The organism is Yoonia sp. GPGPB17, from assembly GCF_037892195.1.
Taxonomy (GTDB): Bacteria; Pseudomonadota; Alphaproteobacteria; order Rhodobacterales; family Rhodobacteraceae; genus Yoonia.
On record NZ_JATACI010000002.1, the window covers coordinates 1,371,839 to 1,393,947 of the forward strand.

Annotated in this window: 19 protein-coding genes and 3 pseudogenes; 5 read left to right on the forward strand and 17 right to left on the reverse strand. The window is 57.2% G+C overall.

Annotation, left to right across the window (positions count from 1 at the left end; genetic code table 11):
* Positions 1–106 precede the first annotated feature (106 nt).
* Positions 107–1,653 (forward strand): annotated as a pseudogene (locus QTO30_RS07415) (Ppx/GppA family phosphatase).
* Positions 1,654–1,968: 315 nt separating this feature from the next.
* Complete coding sequence (locus tag QTO30_RS07420) at positions 1,969–3,060, forward strand: PP2C family protein-serine/threonine phosphatase (RefSeq protein ID WP_340423526.1); 1,092 nt, start codon at positions 1,969–1,971, stop codon at positions 3,058–3,060.
* Positions 3,061–3,083: 23 nt separating this feature from the next.
* On the opposite strand, the gene QTO30_RS07425 is transcribed toward QTO30_RS07420, so the two are convergent.
* Genes QTO30_RS07425 through scpA form a run of 6 tightly spaced genes read right to left on the reverse strand, consistent with a single transcriptional unit; the run spans position 3,084 to position 8,392 of the window.
* Entirely contained in the window at positions 3,084–3,461 is a 378-nt protein-coding gene (locus QTO30_RS07425; RefSeq protein WP_340423527.1) for an AAA+ family ATPase, read from the reverse strand.
* Between the two features lie 37 nt (positions 3,462–3,498).
* Complete coding sequence (locus QTO30_RS07430) at positions 3,499–4,497, reverse strand: endonuclease/exonuclease/phosphatase family protein (protein WP_340423528.1); 999 nt, start codon at positions 4,495–4,497, stop codon at positions 3,499–3,501.
* Complete coding sequence (locus QTO30_RS07435; RefSeq protein WP_340423529.1) at positions 4,494–5,174, reverse strand: molecular chaperone DjiA; 681 nt, start codon at positions 5,172–5,174, stop codon at positions 4,494–4,496. Before QTO30_RS07435 ends, QTO30_RS07430 begins: the two co-directional genes overlap by 4 nt.
* A gap of 12 nt (positions 5,175–5,186) precedes the next feature.
* Positions 5,187–5,654 (reverse strand): GNAT family N-acetyltransferase, encoded by a 468-nt coding sequence (locus QTO30_RS07440; RefSeq protein ID WP_340423531.1) that lies wholly within the window; start codon positions 5,652–5,654, stop codon positions 5,187–5,189.
* The gene (locus QTO30_RS07445) at positions 5,651–6,262 is read right to left on the reverse strand and encodes a VOC family protein (RefSeq protein ID WP_340423533.1); all 612 of its coding nucleotides are present in this window, start codon (positions 6,260–6,262) and stop codon (positions 5,651–5,653) included. The genes QTO30_RS07440 and QTO30_RS07445 overlap by 4 nt, the downstream gene beginning before the upstream one ends.
* A gap of 3 nt (positions 6,263–6,265) precedes the next feature.
* Positions 6,266–8,392: a methylmalonyl-CoA mutase gene (gene scpA / locus QTO30_RS07450; RefSeq protein WP_340423534.1), complete on the reverse strand. Its 2,127-nt coding sequence runs from the start codon at positions 8,390–8,392 to the stop codon at positions 6,266–6,268.
* 113 nt (positions 8,393–8,505) lie between these two features.
* On the opposite strand from scpA, the gene QTO30_RS07455 reads away from it, so the two are divergent.
* Complete coding sequence (locus tag QTO30_RS07455; protein WP_340423535.1) at positions 8,506–8,955, forward strand: DUF4174 domain-containing protein; 450 nt, start codon at positions 8,506–8,508, stop codon at positions 8,953–8,955.
* A 6-nt stretch (positions 8,956–8,961) separates the two neighbouring features.
* On the opposite strand, the gene QTO30_RS07460 is transcribed toward QTO30_RS07455, so the two are convergent.
* The 6 genes and pseudogenes from QTO30_RS07460 to QTO30_RS07485 form a co-directional block, all read right to left on the reverse strand.
* On the reverse strand, positions 8,962–9,354 hold the full coding sequence (locus tag QTO30_RS07460; protein ID WP_340423536.1) for a hypothetical protein: 393 nt from the start codon (positions 9,352–9,354) through the stop codon (positions 8,962–8,964).
* Positions 9,355–11,351: pseudogene (locus QTO30_RS07465) on the reverse strand (acetyl-CoA carboxylase biotin carboxylase subunit).
* A 98-nt stretch (positions 11,352–11,449) separates the two neighbouring features.
* Positions 11,450–11,656 (reverse strand): hypothetical protein, encoded by a 207-nt coding sequence (locus QTO30_RS07470; RefSeq protein WP_340423537.1) that lies wholly within the window; start codon positions 11,654–11,656, stop codon positions 11,450–11,452.
* A 340-nt stretch (positions 11,657–11,996) separates the two neighbouring features.
* Positions 11,997–12,347: a hypothetical protein gene (locus tag QTO30_RS07475; RefSeq protein WP_445327181.1), complete on the reverse strand. Its 351-nt coding sequence runs from the start codon at positions 12,345–12,347 to the stop codon at positions 11,997–11,999.
* Between the two features lie 83 nt (positions 12,348–12,430).
* On the reverse strand, positions 12,431–12,574 hold the full coding sequence (locus QTO30_RS07480; RefSeq protein ID WP_340423540.1) for a hypothetical protein: 144 nt from the start codon (positions 12,572–12,574) through the stop codon (positions 12,431–12,433).
* A 320-nt stretch (positions 12,575–12,894) separates the two neighbouring features.
* On the reverse strand, positions 12,895–14,424 hold the full coding sequence (locus QTO30_RS07485; protein WP_340423541.1) for an acyl-CoA carboxylase subunit beta: 1,530 nt from the start codon (positions 14,422–14,424) through the stop codon (positions 12,895–12,897).
* Positions 14,425–14,591: 167 nt separating this feature from the next.
* Here QTO30_RS07485 and QTO30_RS07490 point away from each other — a divergent pair, with 167 nt between their 5' ends.
* Both QTO30_RS07490 and QTO30_RS07495 read left to right on the forward strand, forming a co-directional pair.
* Positions 14,592–15,803 carry a multidrug effflux MFS transporter gene (locus tag QTO30_RS07490; protein WP_340423543.1) on the forward strand — a complete coding sequence of 404 codons (1,212 nt, stop codon included), beginning with the start codon at positions 14,592–14,594 and terminating at the stop codon, positions 15,801–15,803.
* A gap of 51 nt (positions 15,804–15,854) precedes the next feature.
* Complete coding sequence (locus QTO30_RS07495) at positions 15,855–17,255, forward strand: helix-turn-helix domain-containing protein (RefSeq protein WP_340423544.1); 1,401 nt, start codon at positions 15,855–15,857, stop codon at positions 17,253–17,255.
* On the opposite strand, the gene QTO30_RS07500 is transcribed toward QTO30_RS07495, so the two are convergent.
* The 5 genes and pseudogenes from QTO30_RS07500 to betI form a co-directional block, all read right to left on the reverse strand.
* The gene (locus tag QTO30_RS07500; RefSeq protein ID WP_340423546.1) at positions 17,252–17,488 is read right to left on the reverse strand and encodes a YdcH family protein; all 237 of its coding nucleotides are present in this window, start codon (positions 17,486–17,488) and stop codon (positions 17,252–17,254) included. The genes QTO30_RS07495 and QTO30_RS07500 overlap by 4 nt on opposite strands.
* An 82-nt stretch (positions 17,489–17,570) precedes the next feature.
* Complete coding sequence (locus QTO30_RS07505) at positions 17,571–18,215, reverse strand: thermonuclease family protein (protein ID WP_340423547.1); 645 nt, start codon at positions 18,213–18,215, stop codon at positions 17,571–17,573.
* A gap of 85 nt (positions 18,216–18,300) precedes the next feature.
* Entirely contained in the window at positions 18,301–19,959 is a 1,659-nt protein-coding gene (gene betA, locus QTO30_RS07510; protein ID WP_340423549.1) for a choline dehydrogenase, read from the reverse strand.
* A gap of 29 nt (positions 19,960–19,988) precedes the next feature.
* Positions 19,989–21,497, reverse strand: coding sequence for a choline-sulfatase (betC, locus tag QTO30_RS07515; protein ID WP_340423550.1), 1,509 nt, complete (start codon positions 21,495–21,497; stop codon positions 19,989–19,991).
* A pseudogene (betI, locus tag QTO30_RS07520) lies at positions 21,494–22,079 on the reverse strand (choline-binding transcriptional repressor BetI). Before betI ends, betC begins: the two are co-directional and overlap by 4 nt.
* Positions 22,080–22,109 lie beyond the last annotated feature (30 nt).

Sequence of the window (22,109 nt, forward strand, 5' to 3'; positions counted from 1 at the left end):
ATTGTATTGAAGGGGACAATGGCAATTTTGGTCTGCATGGGTCAGATGGTTGACGCATACCGGGGTTTGGCTGATAGGTTCCGGTGGACGGGGACAGAGGGTTTCAATGACAAAGGCGCCTGCAAAGGACACGATTGACTGGGGGCCGTTTGGACGTCCGCTTTTTGAAGATGCCGCCGCCAAAAGGCTCAGTCGCGTTGGGGTTATCGACGTGGGTTCAAACTCCGTCCGTCTGGTCGTGTTCGACGGTGCAGCGCGGTCACCTGCGTATTTTTATAACGAAAAGATCATGTGCGCCTTAGGCGCAGGTCTATCACAGACGGGACACTTGAATCCCGAGGGGCGTGTACGCGCGATCTCGGCCATCAGACGATTTGCAGCATTGGCTGAGGGGATGGGTATCCCCCGCTGACCGCTGTCGCAACTGCGGCGGTGCGCGAAGCCAAGGACGGCGCTGATTTTCAGGCCGAGGTTTTACGCGAAGCGGGGATCAAACTGTGGATCATTGACGGCAAGGAAGAGGCCCGCCTGTCTGCTCAAGGTGTTTTGCTTGGTTGGCCCGGTAGCTACGGGCTGGTGTGCGATATCGGCGGCTCATCGATGGAGCTGGCTGATCTGGCCGATGGGCGCGTTGGGCGGCGCGTGACCTCTGCATTGGGGCCGCTGAAACTGCGCGAAATCAAGGGAGGGCGCAAAGCAGTTAAGGCCTACGTGCGTGAAACGATGGAACGGCTTCATGATGAGATGGGCAATGTCATCGGCATGCGCTTGTTTTTGGTAGGGGGATCGTGGCGGGCCATCGCACGGGTGGATATGGAACGGCGATCCTACCCGCTGACGGTGTTACATGAATACCGTATGAGTTCGCGCCAGATTAGCAAGACCGCCGAATACATCCGAAAAGCAGACCTGCAAGACCTGCGCAGCCGCTGCAACATATCCGATAGTCGCATGTCGCTGGTGCCACTGGCATCGATTGTGCTGAAAGAACTCATGCGCACTTTCAAGCCAAAGGATGTGGCAATCTCATCCTACGGTATCCGTGAAGGTATGCTTTATGAACAGATGCCGCGCGCATTGCGCGAACGCGATCCGCTGATCGAAGCCTGTCGCTTTGCCGAAGCCAAGGATGCGCGTCTACCGGGGTTTGGCCGCGTACTATATGACTTCATCAAGCCGCTGTTTCCCCGCGCCAATTGGCAGCGCAAACGGATTATCAAAGCGGCCTGTCTGCTGCATGATGTCAGCTGGCGCGCGCATCCCGACTACCGCGCCGAAGTGACATTCGACAATGCGACACGGGCAAACCTTGGCGGGCTCAAACACTATGAACGTGTTCTGTTGGGTCTGGCACTGATGAACCGCTACACCAGCAAAAACGCGAATGCCCGCTTTGATGCGCTGTTTGATATGCTCGATGACGTGCAAACAAAGGAAGCCGAAGTCCTTGGCAAAGCGATGCGGCTGGGTGCAATGCTGTGGCTGACAGCCGATGAAGAGCCCGGCACCCTACACTGGAAACCGCAGAAACGTGAGCTCACCCTATGGTTGACGGAACATGCACGCCCGCTTTTTGGCGAAGTCGCTAAATCGCGCTTTGATGGGCTGGTTGCTGCGATGGATGCAACCGGAACGGTAAAATTCAAAAAGTAACGTCGAAAGCGCCCGCCACCGAATGGTGATTCTCAGGGCAAAGTGGCACAAGGGCTCATTTCGGCCTCATTTGGCGGATCGAATAATCAACAGTACAATATAGTTTGGATCACTGTTTCGTAAATACGCAGAAAAATCGGCAGTTATATGAACCTAAAGTGAACAAATATACTTTTGACACCCTAAAGTCTGATTTTTGCCTCATTTGGCTCGCTTTTTGTAAGAGTTCGAGACAGATTGTGTTTTGTAAGCTTTTGTATTTGTGAGAGTGATGTTCGCCCCTCGGGGGACAACAGTTAAGTTTGAATGGTGAATGTGTTGGAAAAAGCAGTCAGATTCGATGTCGCAACAGCGGCAATCAAAGGTGGACGTGACTATCAGGAAGACAGTCTGATCGCCAATTTCCCTCAGGGACAAGAAACGGGTTTTGCGGTTTTGGCCGATGGCATGGGCGGGCATCTGTCCGGGGATGTTGCGAGCGCGCTTGTGATGTCTGAAGTGTTCAGCCAGATCAAACGCAAAGAGATGTTACTGGACAAACGGATCACCGACATCTCGGCATTGCTGTATAATACGGCAATGGCGGCCAACACATGCGTGACCCAGCATATCGCAGAAAAGCCTGACACCTATGGCATGGGCGCGACACTGCTGGCCTGTGTCATTCGCGGTGATGATCTTTATTGGGTGTCCGTGGGCGACTCGCCCCTTTTCTTGTTCCGCGACGGCGAATTGCGCCAGCTAAACCAAGATCATTCAATGGCCCCGCAGATCGACATGATGGTCAAAGTGGGTGCCATGGATCCTGAGGTCGGGCGCAATCACCCTGATCGCAATACGCTGACATCCGCCATTGCTGGTGCGGAGATCGACAAGATTGATTGCCCTGACGAGCCGACGGCCGTTTTGCCCGGTGATATCATCCTCGTCGCAAGTGATGGTCTCCAATTTCTGTCGAATGATGCCATCGCAAAGATCCTGCAAGAAACAAAGGATGCACGCAGCGCGGATATCACCGAAGCCTTGTTATCTGCGATCAGTGATCTTGATGACCCCGAGCAGGACAACACTGCCTTCAGCGTCATCAAACTTGGTGTACGTCAGGAAGTTACCGTGTCCGACCCAGCCGATACGGCACCCGTTCTTGTGCAGTTGCGCGCCGATCTTGGACGCAGCCTTCCGACCGAGGCGCAGGATGAAGACCAGCCTGCCGCCGTAGACGAACCGGATGAGGCTGCCGAACCCATCGACATCCCGACCAAGCGCATCATCCGTCTGGTGACGTCACAAGCACTGGGCTTTGACAAGCCCGCAGTGGCACCCAGAGAAGACACAGACCCCGCCGAAGACATACGCTCTCAAGGCAATGACAGTTGGTATCATCGGCAACGCTCATCGAACGATTAGACCTTAAAGTCGATTTCTAGACCTTAAAGCTCGATTTCCGTCCCTTCGAACTCGGGTTCCCAAACGGGTGCTTCAGGGCGGCGGCGCATGATGATATCGCCGTTGGGCAAGAACTCTGGCGCTTCATAGTGGCGCAAGTCATCAACCTGTTCCAACAGTTCAGCAAAAGCCGGACCCACAGATTGCGCAAATTCCGCAAAGGCCGGACCCATCTCTTCAAAGCTGTCGCGCAGCGCATCGATCGTTGGCTCCATCTCATCCATCAGGCCCCGCATCAGCATGCGCGCGCCCTCTTCCATCAGATCGAAACCTTCATTTGACGGCGTGTCAGTGCTGTCTTGCGCCATCGCCGACGTCCACGAAAGATTTGCGACAAGTGTCAGTGCGATGATCCGTCTCATGCCCCCAAAGGTAGGAACATTGCGGCACAATTTCAAATCACAAATCGATGTCCAGCACGACCGGGAAGTGATCTGAAGCGGCCAAGAGCCCCTCTCGCAAGGCGACATTCATATAGCATGCTGGGTGATCAAAAGGATGCCAAATCTGCCATTTCGGCGCTTTCTGGCGCAACCCCGGCGACACCATAATGTAGTCTAGCAACGCTTGCAGATATGGTTCGCCCTTGCGCTTGAACCGCGCCGTTGCGGGGGTGGCACCGAACCTGCGCGACAGAACCATTTGGGCGTGCGGATCAAAGAGCCGCTCTTGCAGGCCCTCGCCCAGAACAATTTCGACCCCAGAGCGGCCAAACAGCTTCTCATACTCATCCAGCCCCGGACCATCGTTGAAGTCACCCAGCACGATCAGATCTTCGCCCGCCGCCAGATGCTGTTCGACCCGCTTGCGCAGCCAGACACATTGCGCCAATTGCTTGCGGCGGTTCTGAATCGAGATGCGGGTTGCCTCGGCGTCGTTGCGCGCGCCATGAGGAGCTTTCGATTTGGCATGCACACCAATCAGTCGCACCGGGCCACTACCGGTTGTCAACGCGGCCTCAAGCGGTGGCTTTGACCAGACAATCGGATCAGGATGCGCATCGACGTCGACATCCATCTGGAACTGGCCGTCAAACTGCGGGGCCTCTGCACCGCTTTGGGGGTCATGTCTGGCGTCCACCACATCAGGGTCGTAAAGCAGCGCAATTTCCTGCTGCGTATCATTGGTAAACCCCGTCACGGCCTCTCGTGCCCGCAGCCCAAAACGTGCGGCAAAATGTTCAAGCGCTTTGCGTGCGTCCCGGTGAGGGCTGGTGTCGGGGGCCTCGATAATCATGATAGCATCGGCGTCCATCGCCGCAAAGACAACACCCAATCCAGCGGTTTGCTGGGCCTTGGTGACATCCCACCGGGACGACCAAGTGCCATCGTCGATCAGCGCGCCTTTATTGTCAAAAAGGCTGTTGAACCATTCGACGTTATATGTGGCAATCCTCACGCACGCACGCCTTGGATTTCTTCCCAGGCGCGGTTGATCGCAACCATGCGGCGTTCTGCCAGTTTGACGGCTTCTTCAGGCACACCACGGGCAAGCATCTGGTCAGGATGCGTTTCGCGCACCAGCTTGCGCCATGACGCACGTACTTCGTCCATCGGGGCAGTCGGATCAACGCCAAGCACATCATAAGGGTCACGATCAGCCTCGGCGACGAATTGGCCGCGAATACCCCTGAACCGGCGTTCATCAAAGCCGAATATCTTGGCAACCTCGTGCAGAAAGTCGTCTTCTTTCGGGTGATAAACCCCGTCGGCCATCGCGATGTGGAACAACCCCTCCAAAAGGTCGCAGAGCGGTCGGTCGTCGTCGCCATACATCGCCTTGATCCGGCGGGCGTAGATGTCGTAGCCCGCAACATCTTGCCGCGCGAGGTTAAAGACGCGAGCGGCATTAGCCTCCTCGTCCGGCGGGATCAGGAAAACCTCGCGAAAGGCCACAACCTCGTCTTTGGTCACCAAACCATCGGCCTTGGCCATCTTTGCGCCAAGTGCGATCACAGCGATGGCAAAGGCCACTGTCCGATCAGGCGAAGCGCGCAGTTTGTCAAAGACAGCCGACAGCCCCTCACCCTTTGCCAGGGCGGCGATTGCTTCGGCCATGCGTGACCAAATCGACATGAAATCTGTCCTTTAGAGGCGTTTCTGCATTAAAACGAGGTCAATCCAACGCCCAAACTTGAACCCCACTTCGGGCAGCGTTGCAACCTTTTGAAAGCCAAGCTTTGCATGAAACGCGACAGCACCTGCGTTTTCCACACTGCAACCGGCGAACATACTATGCATACCAGCCGCTTTGGCATGGGCGCAAAGGGCCTCCATCAACCGTTTGCCACCGCCCCTTCCGTGGCCATCGGTGTGAAGCATGATCGTATGCTCGACGGTGAAGCGATACCCTTCACCGCTGCGGAACGGAAAGTAGCGGGCAAAGCCAAGTATCTGCCCGTCCTCGTCCCAAACGAAACAACGCTGCGCGCAGAGCGTCGCTACGTCATCCTCGGTTTTCTCAACGGGGTTGAAGGTGATTGTCGTCTCGCGGATCGCGTCGTTCCAGATTGCCGCGATCTGAGCGGCATCAGCGGGGGTCGCGGCACGGATCATCCCAGCGTTCTCACCCCATTGGGCGTCTCAAAAGTGGCACGCATACCGAGTGATCCAGCCTTCAAGGTGACCCGATCATCACTTAGGTCCATCATCTGCTTGATACTGTCGGCATCGGGGTGGCTAACGTCAAACGTTAACAGTTTCACGCCACTTTGGGGTAACCGGTCTGACGGATGATATGTACCTTCCGCCCATTCTATCAGGGTTGGAAATGCCCCTTGATACGGCAAACTGCCATCGTCCGGAACGGTGATATGCCACTCCAGATCAGCGCGAGTGAGGGCGCGTGGCGTGCCAACCACCGCTGGCGCCCTTGCGAGTTCGTTTGTCAGATCATCGGCCTGACAAATCCAATTGGCCAGCCGTGGTGGACCAGTAAAATCATCCAGACAAAACCATGCGTGCCCCGCCTCAGGTGTGGCAGCGGGGTCCTTCGCAATGACCTCCAGGTACAGGCCATCGGCCAGTCCAAGCAGCGTATTATGTGTGCCATATCGCGCGTGCTGCCCACCGGGTTGGAGCTTCACGCCAAGCTGGTCTTCGACCCACGCCGTGCCTTCGGCAAGATCGGTACAGGCAACGGCGAGATGGTCAAGCCTCAACATAGCTTAGCTTCGCGCCTTGCGGATCAGCTCCAGAATGTCTTGCGCCGCTTTCGGGATGTTCGTCCCCGGCCCAAAGATGGCCTTTACGCCGCTGTCATAGAGAAACTGGTAGTCCTGCTGCGGAATAACACCGCCGCAGATCACGATGATGTCCTCGGCCCCAGCCTCCTTCAGCGCCTGGACCAGTTTCGGCGCAAGCGTCTTATGCCCCGCCGCCTGAGAACTGATCCCGATCACATGCACATCGTTGTCAATCGCATCCTGCGCGGCCTCGGCGGGTGTCTGAAACAAAGGACCCACATCGACATCAAAGCCGATGTCGGCAAAGGCCGTCGCAATCACTTTCGCGCCGCGGTCATGCCCGTCCTGCCCCATCTTGACGACTAGCATGCGTGGACGGCGGCCCTCTTCCTCGGCAAAGGCCTCAACGCTTGACTGGATCGCGGCGAACCCTTCGTCGCCCTCATAGGCCGCGCCATAGACGCCCGCCAAAGTCTTCACCTCGGCGCGGTGCCGTCCGAATGCTTTTTCCATTGCCATGCTAATCTCTCCGACTGTGGCGCGGGCGCGGGAGGCCTCGACCGCCGCTTCCAGCAAATTGCCGCCTTCATTGGCGCGGCGGGTGAGTTCGTTCAGCGCCGCCTCGCACGCCGCCGCATCACGGGCCGCCTTCGTGGCCTCAATCCGCGCCACTTGCGCGAGGCGCACCGCCTCATTGTCGATATCAAGAATATCAATCGGCTCTTCTTCGTCCTTGCGGTACTTGTTGACGCCGACGACCACTTCGGTGCCCCGGTCAATCCCGGCCTGCCGTTTCGCTGCTGTCTCTTCAATCCGCAGCTTGGGCATGCCAGAGGCGACCGCTTTGGTCATGCCGCCCATTTCCTCGACTTCTTCGATGAGCGCCCAAGCGGCCTCGGCCAGCTCATGCGTCAGGGTCTCGACATAGTAAGAGCCCGCCAGCGGATCGACCACATTGGTCACGCCGGTTTCTTCCTGCAAGATGAGCTGCGTATTCCGCGCAATCCGCGCACTGAACTCAGTCGGCAGTGCAATCGCCTCGTCCAGTGCGTTTGTGTGCAGCGACTGTGTGCCGCCGAGCACCGCGCTCATCGCCTCATAGGCTGTGCGGATGACGTTGTTATAGGGATCTTGTTCCTGCAACGACACACCAGAGGTCTGGCAATGGGTGCGCAGCATCGAGGATTTGGGGTTCTTAGGCTCAAACTCCGCCATGATGCGCGACCACAGCAGACGCGCGGCGCGCAGTTTGGCGGCCTCCATAAAGAAGTTCATGCCGATGGCAAAGAAGAACGACAAACGCCCGGCAAACTGGTCTACGTCCATCCCGCGTGCAATCGCTGTGCGCACATACTCTCGACCGTCTGCCAGCGTATAGGCCAGCTCTTGCACCAGGTTCGCTCCCGCCTCTTGCATGTGGTAGCCAGAAATCGAGATCGAATTGAATTTCGGCATCTCATTGGTGGTGTATTCGATAATATCCGCGATGATCCGCATCGATGGCTCGGGCGGGTACACATAGGTGTTGCGCACCATAAACTCTTTCAGAATGTCATTCTGAATGGTGCCGGACAGTACATTACGCGGATGCCCCTGCTCTTCCCCGGCCACAATGAAGTTGGCAAGGATCGGAATCACCGCGCCATTCATAGTCATCGAGACCGACACCTTATCGAGCGGGATGCCATCAAAGAGGATTTTCATGTCCTCAACGCTGTCAATCGCAACACCCGCCTTGCCAACATCGCCCTCGACACGCGGGTGATCACTGTCATAGCCCCGGTGCGTCGCCAGATCGAAGGCCACCGAAACACCCTGCTGCCCCGCCGCCAGCGCCTTGCGATAGAATGCGTTCGATTCTTCCGCCGTTGAAAACCCCGCATATTGCCGGATCGTCCATGGGCGACCCGCATACATCGTCGCTTTCACCCCGCGCGTAAATGGCGCCTCACCCGGAATGCCACCCATATGCGGCAATCCCTCTGTATCATCGGCCGTGTAGAGTGGCTGGACCGGGATGCCTTCCAGCGTATCCCATGTCAGCGCTTCCAAAGGCTTGCCACGCAGCTCTTTGCGGGCGATTTCTTCCCATGTTTTCTTGTCAGACATTGACACCTCCGGTGTGCATTTGAATGGGACACACGCATTTGTTTGTGCCAAATTGCACTTGCCCCTTAGCTTTTGGCGCAAGCGCCTCTATATCGAAGTTCATGAAGTTATTGATGAACATAGCCCTCGCCGCCCTGATCGCCCTGCCCGCAATGGCAGAAGAAAAAACCGTTCTGGAACGCTGGGAAGAAGACCGAACCCAGGTGTTTGACGGGGCTGAGATCACCCTGGATGAACTCAACTGGGTGGCGCGCCCCTTGGTCGTGTTTGCGGACACACCCAATGACCCACGTTTCCAGCAGCAAATGGATCTGCTGCTCGCCGGTATCGACCAATTGGCAGAGCGCGATGTGATCATCATTACGGATACAGATCGGTCAGCACAGACAGCGCTGCGCACCGAACTGCGCCCGCGCGGATACATGATGGCCTTGGTCGCCAAAGACGGGCGGGTCGCCCTGCGCAAGCCATCGCCGTGGAGCGTGCGTGAATTATCGCGGTCCATCGACAAGATGCCATTGCGACAGCAAGAGATTTCAGATCGCCGGTTGCTGGGCGAATAGCGGCGGCTAAACAAGTGACGCGCGCTTGAGCAGCAAGCGCCCTCCGACAAACAGGCAAACAAGGATCAACATCAAAAAAACGTTGATCCACGTGCTATATAAGACGTGGTGCTCAGCCAATTCTTTTATCAAAAGGAAGCAACCGGTTGTGACTGCGACGACCAAGACAGCTCCAACGGTGGCATTCACCCAACCAAGCCAACGGTCTGAAAAAGCTGCATAGCTGATCACAAAGACCCCGTAGCCCACAATCACGGGAAGCAAGAAAACCACCGCGAAAAAAGCAGGCACATCATAGCCATATCCCGACATCACGGTCCTAACGCCCAAGGCGAAACCGCCAAAGGTGGACAGCAGAGCCAACCCAAAGGCCGCCGTATATGGCAACCAATCTCGCATCTATTCGAATTCCATGATCACTTCATCGACCGCGAGGCTGTCGCCCGCACCGGCATTTATCTTCTTCACCGTGCCCTTCTTTTCCGCGCGTAGGATGTTCTCCATCTTCATCGCCTCGACGGTGCAAAGCGCCTGACCTTCCTGAACCTGATCACCTTCGGCCACATCGACCTTCACGATCAAACCGGGCATTGGGCAAAGCAGGTACTTGGATGTGTCGGGCGGTAGTTTCTCTGGCATCAATGCCGCCAGTTCCGCCTGACGCGGGGTACGTACATGCACCTTGATGTCCGCCCCGCGATAGCGCACGCGGAAGCCGCCCGAGATTTTGCCAATCTTCAGCACCAGCGGCGCGCCATCCACGGTCAGACGCGCAAGTGGATCGCCCGGTGTCCAATCGCTTTCCACCCGCAGCGTTTTGCCGTTGATCGCAACATCGGCCCCGGTCTTGTCGGCATTGATCTTCACCTCATGCGCGTCGCCTTGTAGTTTCACCACCCAATCCTCGCCGACATGGCGTTCGTGGTTATCCATCCGGCCTGAAATGCGGGTACGTCGGATTTCTGCAACACGGTGCATGGCGGCGGCAGCCGCAGCGACGCGCTCGCACGCATCCTCGTCCAGGGTGACCCCTTCGAACCCGTCAGGGTATTCCTCTTCGATGAAGGCGGTCGTCATGTTCCCGCTAGTAAACTTAGGGTGGTCGTAAACGGCGGCCAAGAACGGCAAGTTATGCCCGATCCCTTCCAATTCGAACCCATCCAACGCAAGACGCATTTCTTCAATCGCCGTGGCCCTGTCCGGCGCCCATGTGCACAACTTCGCGATCATCGGATCATAATACATGCTGATCTCGCCGCCTTCATAGACGCCGGTATCATTACGCACGGCACGCGTTTCGGTCGCCTCCTCCGCCGGTGGGCGATAGCGAGTCAGACGCCCGATGGAGGGCAGGAAGTTGCGATAGGGGTCTTCGGCATAGAGACGGCTTTCCATCGCCCAGCCGTTGATTTTCAGATCAGACTGCCGGAACGGCAGCTTTTCCCCGCAGCAACGCGGATCATCTGTTCGACAAGGTCGATGCCGGTGATCAGCTCTGTCACAGGGTGTTCAACCTGCAAACGTGTGTTCATTTCAAGGAAATAGAAGTTGCGGTCACCATCAACGATGAACTCAACCGTACCGGCACTGGTATAACCCACCGCTTGCGCCAAAGCGACAGACTGTTCGCCCATCGCTTTGCGGGTGGCTTCATCAAGGAAAGGACTCGGTGCCTCTTCAATGACCTTTTGGTTGCGGCGCTGGATCGAGCATTCACGCTCATGCAGATAAACCGCATTGCCGTGCCCGTCGCAAAGCACCTGAATTTCAATATGGCGCGGCTGGGTGACAAACTTTTCAATGAAGATACGGTCGTCGCCAAAGCTGTTGGCCGCTTCGTTTTTTGACGACTGGAAACCTTCGCGGGCCTCGTCATCATTCCACGCGATGCGCATACCCTTGCCGCCACCACCGGCAGAGGCCTTGATCATCACCGGGTAACCGACCTCGTTTGAGATCTTCACGGCGTCCTCAGCATCCTCAATCAAACCCATATAACCCGGTACGGTAGACACCTCGGCTTCTTGGGCGATCTTCTTCGATGTGATCTTGTCACCCATCGCCTCGATCGCGCCCTTTGGGGGGCCGATGAAAGCAACGCCAGCGGCCTCAAGCGCGTCCGCGAATTTGGGGTTTTCAGACAGGAAACCATAGCCGGGGTGCACCGCTTCAGCTCCGGTCTGTTTGATCGCGTCCATCACCTTATCGATGACAATGTAGGATTGGTTGGCCGGGGGCGGACCAATGTGCACCGCTTCGTCCGCCATTTTCACATGCAGCGCGTTGCGGTCGGCGTCTGAATAGATCGCCACCGTCTTGATCCCCATTTTTCGGGCGGTCTTGATGACCCGGCAGGCGATTTCACCACGGTTGGCGATGAGAATTTTCTTGAACATTGTCTTACGTCCCCCAAAACGAGAAAGCCGCCGCCGGGGTATCACCCCGACGACGGCCTCTATTCATTGCACGCCCGGTCAGGGCGCGATTGTCTGTCTTAGTTACAAGCGTTGATGCCAGCGTCGTCGCAAAGCACACCGACGGCTGCACCAGCAAGCATTGTACCTGTGCGATCTGTGCCCAGCACTTCTGCAGCCACGAGGCCAGCGCCTGCACCAGCAACGCCGCGCTCCACGTCATTGTCGAGGCAACCTGCCAAACCAAATACTGCCACTGTCGCAAGGATGATTGATGTCTTTTGCATAATCTTAAGCCTATCATTGTTATTTCGGCCGCCCCACAATTGGTGCGGTCTGCGCCACGATGAATAGCAATTTCACCGTGATATCCAATATCATCCGTGATTTTTGCCCTGCGCAAGCGGATTTCCGTTATCGGCCTGCTTGGTGAGTAAGCAGGCCGATCAGGGGAAGGGTAACGGTATAGAGAATTTGCAGCAGCACAAAAACTGGAGAGTGCCGCTACAGTCTCTACTTTGGCAAAAGAAGATGCATGTGGATAGCATTGTTGCGCGATAAACCCGGAATGAGCGAATTCCCGCTTAGATTGTTTCGTTAATGCAATGTTCATCTTCGACCGCGTCATCATCCATCCCCAACGATTTCGGGGAATGTCTGCCGTGCAACGTCCACGTCGATGCGTAGCATTGCTTCATAGCTCGCCGGATCAAACGGGTCTTCGGCCGGAACGACCTCACGGCCAAACAGCCAGCTCAGCCGTCCGGCATCCAGATTGCCGCGTACAAAAGGCTCTTTGCCGAAGTGCTCCCACAGGGCTTGCATAAAACCGGCATCCGCACGTCGGTCGGGCGGACGGCGATCGGGATAACGTATGCGTTCGGTCAGCGCTGTCGCCCCACCCTTGTTTGCCCGGCGCAGCGTGAACTGAAAATCGGTTCCCGGCAGGCGCCCGGGAAAACCGCGATGTTTGTCCATGTAGGGAAGGTTAGCCATATGCGCGCCCTGTCATGGAACGCGCGGGTTGGGCGGGCCCGAAAGCCCGCCCAAAACAGTGAGCGTTAGTAAACCAACTGGTCGTAATTGACCTGCTGTTGCGCAGCTGCATCCGATGTGACTTGCAGCGGCGCACGGTCTTGGCTGCCGGATACGGCAACAAGCGCCATGAGCGCTGCGACCGAAAAAGCAATAAGTCCTTGTACCATTGTATTTGCCTGCCTCTGTTTGTGCAGGGTTCTAGGCGATCTGCGCCACCCTTGCCCCACGAGAGCGCGATATCCACTTCGCGTGAGGTCACAATAGGCAAAAAGACAGCGTTCTCAAAGACCTCCAAGGCGAACTGCGCGTGATGTTGCAGCAAAGACTCAGATTTTGGGCGGGCGTGCGCCGCATGGTCTATATTTCGGGCATCGCACAAAAGCGGCTCCAGATATGGTGTCGGGCCAGCGGCGTGCGCTCGGCATATTCTTGCCACCGCGCTTAGCTGCAGATCTGCTTTGCGCAGGCTTATGATGACGGGCCGGGATCACAGTGGGATATTGTCGTGCTTTTTCCAGGGCGTATGCACCTGCTTGGTCCGCAATGATGCAAAAGCCCGGCATATCCGTTTGCGTGTCGACTGCGGCATGATCACCTCATCAATCACGCCCTTCTCGGCTGCAACAAACGGGTTGGCAAAGCGGTCTTCATAGTCTTGTGTATGCTTGGCGAGTTTTTCAGGATCGTTCAGGTCTGCGCGGTGAATAATCTCGGTCGCACCCTTTGCACCCATCACCGCAATCTCGGATGTCGGCCAGGCGTAGTTGAAGTCACCATTCAAATGCTTGGACGCCATCACGACGTAAGCGCCCCCATAGGCCTTACGGGTAATCACCGTCACCTTTGGCACCGTCGCCTCGCCATAGGCATAAAGCAGCTTTGCGCCATGTTTGATCACGCCGCCGTATTCCTGGCTCGTACCGGGCAGGAAACCGGGCACATCAACCAAAGTCAGCAAAGGAATGTCAAAAGCATCACAGAAACGCACAAAGCGGGCCGCCTTGCGTGAGGCATCAATATCCAGACATCCGGCCAAAACCATCGGTTGGTTGGCCACAACACCAACGGTAGACCCCTCAAGACGAATAAAACCGGTCAGGATGTTCTTGGCGAACTCCTCTTGGATCTCGTAGAAATCACCCTCATCCGCCAACTTGGTGATCAACTCTTTCATGTCGTAGGGCATGTTCGGGTTGTCAGGCACCAGGGTATCAAGGCTTTCCTCAGCCCGGTTCACGTCATCAAAAAACGGGCGTACCGGCGGCTTTTCACGATTGTGCAGCGGCAGGAAATCCACCAGACGGCGCACCTCGGCGATCGCTTCGACATCGTTCTCAAAGGCGGCATCCGCGACCGAAGACTTCTTTGTATGCGTACCTGCACCACCCAGTTCCTCAGCCGTGACCTGTTCGTTAGTGACGGTTTTCACAACATCCGGCCCGGTGACAAACATGTATGAGCTATCTTTGACCATGAAGATAAAGTCGGTCATTGCAGGTGAGTAAACCGCGCCACCAGCTGTTGGACCCATGATCAGGCTGATCTGCGGCACAACGCCAGAGGCGGTGATGTTGCGCTGAAAGACCTCACCATAAGCCGCAAGGCTCGCCACACCTTCCTGAATGCGCGCACCACCTGAATCGTTGATCCCGATGATCGGGGCGCCGTTCTGCACCGCCATATCCATGATCTTACAGATTTTCTGGCCGTGCGTTTCAGACACCGAGCCACCCATCACGGTGAAGTCCTGACTGAACACATAAACAAGGCGACCGTTGATCGTCCCCCAGCCGGTCACAACACCGTCACCCGCGGGGCGGTCTTTTTCCATTCCGAAGTCAGTGCAGCGGTGGGCCACAAACATATCGAACTCTTCGAATGAGCCATCATCCAGCAGCAGTTCAATCCGCTCGCGTGCGCTCAGCTTGCCCTTGCTGTGCTGTGCGGCAATCCTCTTTTCGCCGCCGCCCATACGGGCCGCTTCGCGCCGCGTTTCCAGTTCCTGCAATACATCCATCGGATCACACCCTCGCCTTTTGCTGCACATCCTTAACGCGCAGCGCGGGTAGAAAGAAGGGGCAATAGGAATATTTGCAAACTATAGAGTTAGCACAAACTAAAATTTGCAAAACTGCAAATAAAGCAGTGGTGGACAAGGCTCGGCCAGGGGCATAAACCTGTCGCATGACCACCCTCCCGACGATCCGTTTTTTGGATCGGACCACACCACCACATATCCTGACCCTCGTGTTGATCACCGGTATGGCTGCGCTCAACATGTCAATTTTCCTGCCTTCGCTGTCTGCGATGACAACCTATTTCGACACCGACTATGCGATCATGCAGATTGCGCTGTCCGGCTATCTGGCGGCGACGGCTGTGCTGCAAGTCTTTATTGGGCCGATCTCAGACCGCTTTGGCAGACGGATTGTGGTCTTGAGCGCGCTGGTGATCTTTGTCGTGGCCACCATCGGCGCGTTGCTGGCGACCACGGTCGAGGTATTTCTCTTTTTCCGCATTATGCAAGCTGCGGTTGCAACCTCAATGGCGCTGGGGCGCGCCATTGTCCGCGATATCGTCCCCCAGGACGAGGCTGCGTCGATGATTGGATATGTGACCATGGGGATGGCCCTGGTCCCGATGGTCGGCCCGATGATTGGCGGCGGGCTGGAGCAGGCGTTCGGCTGGCAGGCCACGTTTGTGTTCCTGTCAGCAGCGGGGCTCGCGACACTGGCGCTGGTTTATCTAGACCTCGGCGAGACGGTGCAAGGTGAAGGCACGAGTTTTCGCGATCAACTCAGGACCTATCCCGAATTGTTCCGCTCGCCGCGTTTCTGGGGCTATGTTCTCTGCGCGGCCTTCGGCTCGGGCGCATTCTTCGCACTCTTGGGCGGCACATCTTTTGTGGCCAGCGATATCTTTGGATTGTCACCCTTGTGGAGTGGTATCGCCCTTGGCGCCCCGGCAATCGGTTATGCTTTGGGGAACTATTTCTCGGGGCGCTTCTCGGTCAGGCTTGGCATCAACCGCATGGCGATCATCGGCACGCTGATTACCATCGTCGGCTTGGGGCTTTCTGCGATCCTGACGCTTTCTGGTGTTAACCATCCGCTGAACTTCTTTGGCTTTTGCACATTCCTTGGCCTTGGCAATGGTGTGATGTTGCCTAACGTGATGGCGGGGTCCATTTCCGTACGTCCCCACTTGGTAAGCACAGCAAGCGGGTTGGGTGGTGCGATTATGATCGGTGGTGGCGCGGCTCTGTCGCAATTCGCAGGCGGGATTCTGACAGTCGAAACCGGAACGATGCCCTTGCAACTGCTCATGCTCGGCACGTCAGTCCTTGGGCTATTTGCGGTGCTGTTTGTTGTCTGGCGGGAAAAGCGGATCGCTTGACGCCCTCTTTGCAATAGCTAATGTAAACTAGCAAATCTGCAAAGGTACAATATGGCGGTTCAAAAACTCTATGCTGGCGCGAAGCTTCGTGAATTGCGTGGGCGGTTAGAGCTGACGCAAAAGGCGTTTGCCGAAAAGCTGGGCGTGTCTTTGCCGTATCTGAACCAGATGGAGAACAACAACCGCCCCGTGTCGACGGCGGTGGTGTTGGGTCTTGCCCAGGAATTCGGCTTTGATGTGACCGAGTTGCAATCCGGCGATGAGGCACGATTGGTCGGTGACATGCGTGAAGCACTGGCCGACCCTGTGTTCACCGGCCCTGCGCCCGCGCTCGCTGATATGCGCCTTGCCGCCGCGAACGCCCCTGCCCTGGCGCGCGCATTCCTCGACCTGCACGCCGCCTATCGCCAGACACATGAGCGGTTGGCATCACTGGACGAAGCCCTTGGCCGCGAAGACGCCCGTTTGCAACCCAGCCCATGGGAAGAGGTGCGCGATTTCTTTCACTACTGCGACAACTACATCGACGCTGTCGACCGCGCAGCTGAGCGGTTTGCCAGTCGGACCAGCCCCGGTGAGGCGATGGCGGATGCTGCCATTCGGATGTTGGACAGCCACGGTATCAAGACGGTGTTCCGGGATATTGCTGATGTACGTCATTATGATGCTGCCGCCAAAACCCTGACGATTTCGGAATTTGCCAATGGGGCGACGCAGACGTTCCAGCTTTTATTGCAACTGGCGCTGATTGCGCAGGAACCCTTGCTGGAGGCGACGCTCGACCTTGCCAGATTTCAATCGGATGAGGCCCGCAGTATCGCAAAGGTGGGTCTTGCAAATTACTTCGCCGGTGCGGCCCTGATGCCCTATGTCGCATTCCTGTCGGCTGCGCAGGCCACAAGGCATGATCTCGAAGTGCTTTCTGCACGCTTTGGCGCATCACTGGAACAAGTCGCGCACCGGCTCTCGACCTTGCAGCGCCCTGGTGCCAAGGGCATTCCGTTCTTTTTTGTACGCGTCGATCAGGCGGGAACGATCACCAAACGGCATTCCGCCACGACACTGCAATTCGCGCGCTATGGTGGGGCCTGCCCGCTATGGAACGTGCATCAGGCGTTTGAGCTGCCCGGCCAGTTCCTGCGCCAATTGGCAGAGACACCCGATGGCGCGCGCTACTTCTGCCTCGCCCGCGACGTCAGCAAGTCAGGCGGCGCATACGACGTCCCGACCCGGCGCTATGCAATCGGGCTGGGATGCGAGGTGAAACACGCGCCCGCCCTCGTTTACGCAGACCATATGGATCTTGGTGCGGCAGAAGCCTATGCGCCAATCGGCATCTCATGCCGGATTTGCGAACGTCGCAAATGCCACCAACGGTCGGTGCCGCCGCTTGAGCGACAACTCCGGGTCGATCCCGACCGCCGGGGCATTTTGCCGTATCAGTTGGACTAGCTGCGCAAGGCCGCCGCGATTTGATCTTTCAGCAGCATACGTTGCTTGCGCATTTCGTTCATATGCAGATCGTCGGTTGGCTCGATATCCGTCTCGGCCCGATGAATCGCGCGGTTGATCTCGTGATACTCATCATAAAGCCGCGCGAAATGCGCGTCTTTTTCTTTCAGCGCGTGCATGACGTCAACTTGATCAGGGAACTCTTCCATCAGTTCGTGCGGTGTGTGCGACATTTATTGGGTCCTTTGTTGTTGGTCGCACTCAGGCTAGCGCGACACATGCCGACCCACATTGATGCGGATCAAGACGGGCCCATTATCTGCGCGCAGCGCGCCAGCCTGCCGCTTCCGCATCAGCCCGAGAACAGAACCAGCGTTCCCCATTGGCGGGGTTGATCCGGGTGCGTGCGTAGTGCTCTTGACCGGGCATATGGTAGATGCGCCCGCCGGACGAGATATTGCCTTTGATGGCACAGTTCTGCTGCGGTGCCAGGTCATCGACGGCGCGCGCAGCACGGTACTCTGACGGCATCGCGACCTCGACCGCCCAGAGCCCACGTTCCGCAATAGCGGCGGCCTTTTCATCCAGATCGTAGGTCTCAGAGTAACGCCGGAAGGCCCATGCCAAACCCGAATAGACAATCAACTGGCCCATGTCCTGCCCATTGACGCTGCACTGCGCAACGACCCGGCCGTAACGGTCCGTGTCGCGTTGTTGGCAACGCGCATAGGCACCATCGAACCGGTTGCGCACCGCATCGCGGGCCCATGCCCCGCAGTCCCATTCGCGCCCTTCTGCACGGCAGGGCTGGCCCATTTCGGGTGCGTCTATACCAAAGAGCCGCACCCGCGTGCCACCCACGTCGATGGTATCCGCGTCAATCACACGGATTATGCCGTTGGGCGCGGCGAATGCGGGCAGACAAACAAGTGTCAGCAAGACAGAAAATACGCGGATCATACCCTGAGGTAGAGGGTGATCCGGCGCCGCTTCAAGCCAGTTCGTTAAGAAAGGTTAAAAATGTGTTAACGCCGTGACAGGCCGGTTAGCGCTGTTCGCTTTCCCACGCGGGGTGAATCCAAGGGCGATCATTTGAAGGTGACAGCGGGTTGCGCTGCAGGATATGATCTGCGGCTTTTTCACCGACCATAATTGACGGCCCGTTGGTGTTCCCATTGGTCACACGTGGGAAAATCGAACTGTCTGCGACCCGTAACCCCTCGACCCCAATGACACGTGTTTCGGGGTCAACCACCGCCATCGGATCATTGGGATCGCCCATTTTACACGTGCCGCAGGGGTGATAAGCGCTTTCGGCGTGTTCACGGATGACGGCATCCAGTTCGTCATCGCTTTGGGCGGCATCGCCCGGCTGAATCTCGCGACCGCGGAATTCGTCAAAGGCGGGCTGTGCAAAGATTTCCCGGGTCAGGCGGATACAGGTGCGGAAATCCTCCCAATCCTGAGGATGAGACATGTAGTTGAACTCGATTTTCGGATGATCGTTCGGATCGGCGGAACGGAGTGTGACTTGCCCGCGCGATTGGGATCGCATCGGCCCGACGTGCGCCTGATAGCCATGCCCATCAGGAATGATCTTACCATCATAGCTGACGGCAATCGGCAGGAAATGGTATTGGATGTCGGGGTATTTGATGCCTGCCTTGGAGCGAATGAAGCCAGCACTTTCAAACTGGTTGGAGCTGCCAAGCCCGGTTTTCCACAACAGCCATTCCAACCCGATCTTCGCCTTGCCGCGGATATTCCAATAGGAAAACAGCGAGACCGGTTTGGTGGCCGATTGCTGGATGTAGAGCTCAAGGTGGTCCTGTAGGTTTTGGCCGACGCCGGGGCGGTCAGCCACCACATCTATGCCGTGCTCTTGCAGATGTGCTGCCGGACCAATGCCAGAGAGCATCAAGAGCTTGGGTGAGTTTAGCGATGAGGCCGCAATAATGACTTCTTTGTTCGCGGTGATCACGTCGATCTTGCTGCCACGGCTCACCTCGACCCCGGTTGCGCGACCGTTATCAATGATGATCCGGCGCGCCAGTGCGCGGGTGATAGTGCAGTTGGGCCGCTTCAAAGCCGGTCGCAGATAGGCCGTTGCCGCCGACCAACGTTTGCCCTTGTAGATCGTGGCGTCAAACGGGCCAAAGCCTTCCTGCTGTTCACCATTATAGTCGCCCGTAACCGGATAACCCGCCTGCCGCCCGGCCTCGACAAAAGCGCGGGTCAGTGGGTTTTTGCGCGGCCCGCGGGTGACATGCAGCGGGCCGTCCTTGCCGCGCCAGTCCGGGTTGCCGCCGTGGCCACCATCGTGCCAGTGCTCCATGCGTTTGAAGTAAGGTAGAACGTCCGCGTAAGACCAGCCGTGCGCGCCGCTTTCAGCCCAATAATCATAGTCACAGGCATGGCCGCGCACATAAATCATGCCGTTGATCGAGGACGATCCGCCGATGACTTTGCCACGTGGCGTGACCAGCTCGCGCCCACCCAAATGCGGTTCGGGTTCAGATTTCATACCCCAGTCGTAGCGTTTCATGTTCATCGGGTAAGACAAGGCCGCTGGCATCTGGATGAAGGGGCCCGCGTCAGAACCGCCGTGCTCAATAACCAGTACTTGTTTGCCAGCCTCGGCCAAACGGTAGGCAATGGCACAGTAAGCCGAGCCTGCACCGACGATAACGTAATCAGCTTGCATGTTGCTTGTAACCTTCGGGATTAAGGGGGCTATTCACCACGCGGGAAGCGTTGGTTTTCTTCCAGCACGTTGAGGTCCATGTGGTTGCGCATGTAGCGTTCAGACGCTTTTTGCAGCGGCTGGTAATCCCATGGGAAATAGCTGCCGTTGCGCAGTGCTTCATAAACCACCCAGCGGCAGGCTTGTGACTGCCGTACGGCAGCGTCGAATTGGGTCAGATCCCAGCGCGCTTCCGATTTGGCGCGGAGTTGGGTGAGCGTGCCTTGGTGGGCGGGTTCTGCAGCGAGGTTCGTCATCTCAAGCGGGTCAGCTTCCAGATCAAAAAGCTGGTCGGGATCGAGTGCGCAGCGATTGTACTTCCACTTGCCATAGCGGAGTGAAACGAGTGGGGCATAGCTGCCCTCAGCCGCGTACTCCATCGCGACAGGCGTGTCGCGGGTGCCGCCTTGGCCAAGATGCACCAAGCTCTCGCCGGTGGTCCACGGTTCCACTTCGGACAAGTCGATGCCCGCCAGGTCACAGAGCGTCGGGGCCACGTCGATGTTGCTGACGGGCGTGGTGTTCAGCACCGGCTCCATCTGGCCGCTTGCGATCATCAAGGGCACCCGCGACGATCCCTCATAGAAGGACATTTTGAACCAAAGCCCCCGCTCGCCCAGCATATCACCGTGGTCTGAGACAAAGAGGATTGTTGCCTCTTGCCGCGTGTCTTCCAGCGTTTGCAGCACCTCCCCGATCTTGTCATCGAGGTAAGAGATATTCGCGAAGTACGCGCGGCGAGCGCGTTTGATGTGGTCCTCGGTGATGGTGAAGTTATCGCGGTCGTTGGCATCGAGGATGCGCTGAGAGTGGGCGTCTTGGTCCTCATAGGGGATCGGCCCGACCTCCGGCAGCAAATGATCGCAGTCTTCATAGAGGTCCCAGTACTTCTTGCGCGCCACATAGGGGTCATGCGGATGCGTAAAGCTGACGGTCAGGCACCACGGCCGGTCGTCATGGCCGCGCGCGAGATCATAGAGCTTGCGGGTCGCGTTGTAGCAAACCTCGTCATCGTACTCCATTTGATTGGTAATCTCGGCTACCCCTGCCCCGGTGACAGAGCCCATATTGTGATACCACCAATCGATCCGCTCGCCGGGTTTGCGATAGTCCGGGGTCCAGCCGAAATCGGGGGGATAGATGTCTGTGGTCAACCGCTCTTCAAAGCCGTGCAACTGGTCGGGCCCAACAAAGTGCATCTTGCCGCATAGGCATGTCTGATATCCAGCACGCCGCAAATGGTGTGCATATGTTGGTATCGAAGAGGCAAATTCAGCCGCATTGTCGTAGACGCCTGTGCGGGACGGCAGCAGCCCTGACATGAAAGAGGCCCGCCCCGGCGCGCATAGCGGGGAGGCCGTATAGGCATTGGCAAAGCGGGTTGAACGTGCCGCAAGTGCCTTCAGGTTTGGCGCATGAAGCCAATCAGCCGGGCCATCGGGAAAGAACGTGCCATTCAACTGATCGACCATAATGATCAGGATGTTTGGTTTCGTCATTGGGCCCGCCCCTCAAGTTCGATTTTCAGCAGTGCCAGTGCCTGCTTGGTGGCATCTGATTTTTCCGTCTTGGCCCGCGACAGCCCCTGACGCAGATAAAGCCCGTCGATTAAGCCTGCGATTCTTGTCGCCGCACCATCTGCACGATCCCCTAGCAGAGGGCGCAGATCATACATCAGATTGCTGTGCAACCGCCGCTGATAGATGCGCAGCAAGTCATGCGCGGACGCGGATGTCTGTGCAAGAACGTAGAAGTTCAACCATGCCGCGATCACCTCGGGTTGAAAATTTGACGAGGCAAAGTAAGCACGAATGATCGCTTCCAGCCGCGCGATATGGCCATTGGCACCGGCAAGCGCCCCGCGCACCTCAGCCGCATAGAGTGCCAGCGTGTGCCGCATCGCCGCCAGAAAAATCTGTTCCTTCCCGCCAAAGTAGTGATGCGCAAGCGCCGAAGACATCTTAAGCACGCTTGGCAATATTGCTCACTGTCACATCCAAATTGCCCACCGCCCCGATTTCATCAATCGTGGCTTTCACTAAAGCGGCGCGGCGGATAGGTTCCATTCCAAGCTTGGGCATGATTTCCTCAAATAGGTGGACCCGAGCAGA

Coding starts and splice junctions, on each gene's coding strand:
- QTO30_RS07490 (WP_340423543.1), top strand. CDS start 14,592: ATGACCACCCTCCCGACGATCCGTTTTTTGGATCGGACCACACCACCA.
- betC (WP_340423550.1), bottom strand. CDS start 21,497: ATGACGAAACCAAACATCCTGATCATTATGGTCGATCAGTTGAATGGC.
- QTO30_RS07495 (WP_340423544.1), top strand. CDS start 15,855: ATGGCGGTTCAAAAACTCTATGCTGGCGCGAAGCTTCGTGAATTGCGT.
- QTO30_RS07440 (WP_340423531.1), bottom strand. CDS start 5,654: ATGATCCGTGCCGCGACCCCCGCTGATGCCGCTCAGATCGCGGCAATC.
- QTO30_RS07480 (WP_340423540.1), bottom strand. CDS start 12,574: ATGGTACAAGGACTTATTGCTTTTTCGGTCGCAGCGCTCATGGCGCTT.
- QTO30_RS07445 (WP_340423533.1), bottom strand. CDS start 6,262: ATGTTGAGGCTTGACCATCTCGCCGTTGCCTGTACCGATCTTGCCGAA.
- QTO30_RS07505 (WP_340423547.1), bottom strand. CDS start 18,215: ATGATCCGCGTATTTTCTGTCTTGCTGACACTTGTTTGTCTGCCCGCA.
- QTO30_RS07435 (WP_340423529.1), bottom strand. CDS start 5,174: ATGTCGATTTGGTCACGCATGGCCGAAGCAATCGCCGCCCTGGCAAAG.
- QTO30_RS07425 (WP_340423527.1), bottom strand. CDS start 3,461: ATGAGACGGATCATCGCACTGACACTTGTCGCAAATCTTTCGTGGACG.
- QTO30_RS07475 (WP_445327181.1), bottom strand. CDS start 12,347: ATGGACAAACATCGCGGTTTTCCCGGGCGCCTGCCGGGAACCGATTTT.
- QTO30_RS07485 (WP_340423541.1), bottom strand. CDS start 14,424: ATGGATGTATTGCAGGAACTGGAAACGCGGCGCGAAGCGGCCCGTATG.
- scpA (WP_340423534.1), bottom strand. CDS start 8,392: ATGTCTGACAAGAAAACATGGGAAGAAATCGCCCGCAAAGAGCTGCGT.
- QTO30_RS07460 (WP_340423536.1), bottom strand. CDS start 9,354: ATGCGAGATTGGTTGCCATATACGGCGGCCTTTGGGTTGGCTCTGCTG.
- betA (WP_340423549.1), bottom strand. CDS start 19,959: ATGCAAGCTGATTACGTTATCGTCGGTGCAGGCTCGGCTTACTGTGCC.
- QTO30_RS07470 (WP_340423537.1), bottom strand. CDS start 11,656: ATGCAAAAGACATCAATCATCCTTGCGACAGTGGCAGTATTTGGTTTG.
- QTO30_RS07455 (WP_340423535.1), top strand. CDS start 8,506: ATGAACATAGCCCTCGCCGCCCTGATCGCCCTGCCCGCAATGGCAGAA.
- QTO30_RS07500 (WP_340423546.1), bottom strand. CDS start 17,488: ATGTCGCACACACCGCACGAACTGATGGAAGAGTTCCCTGATCAAGTT.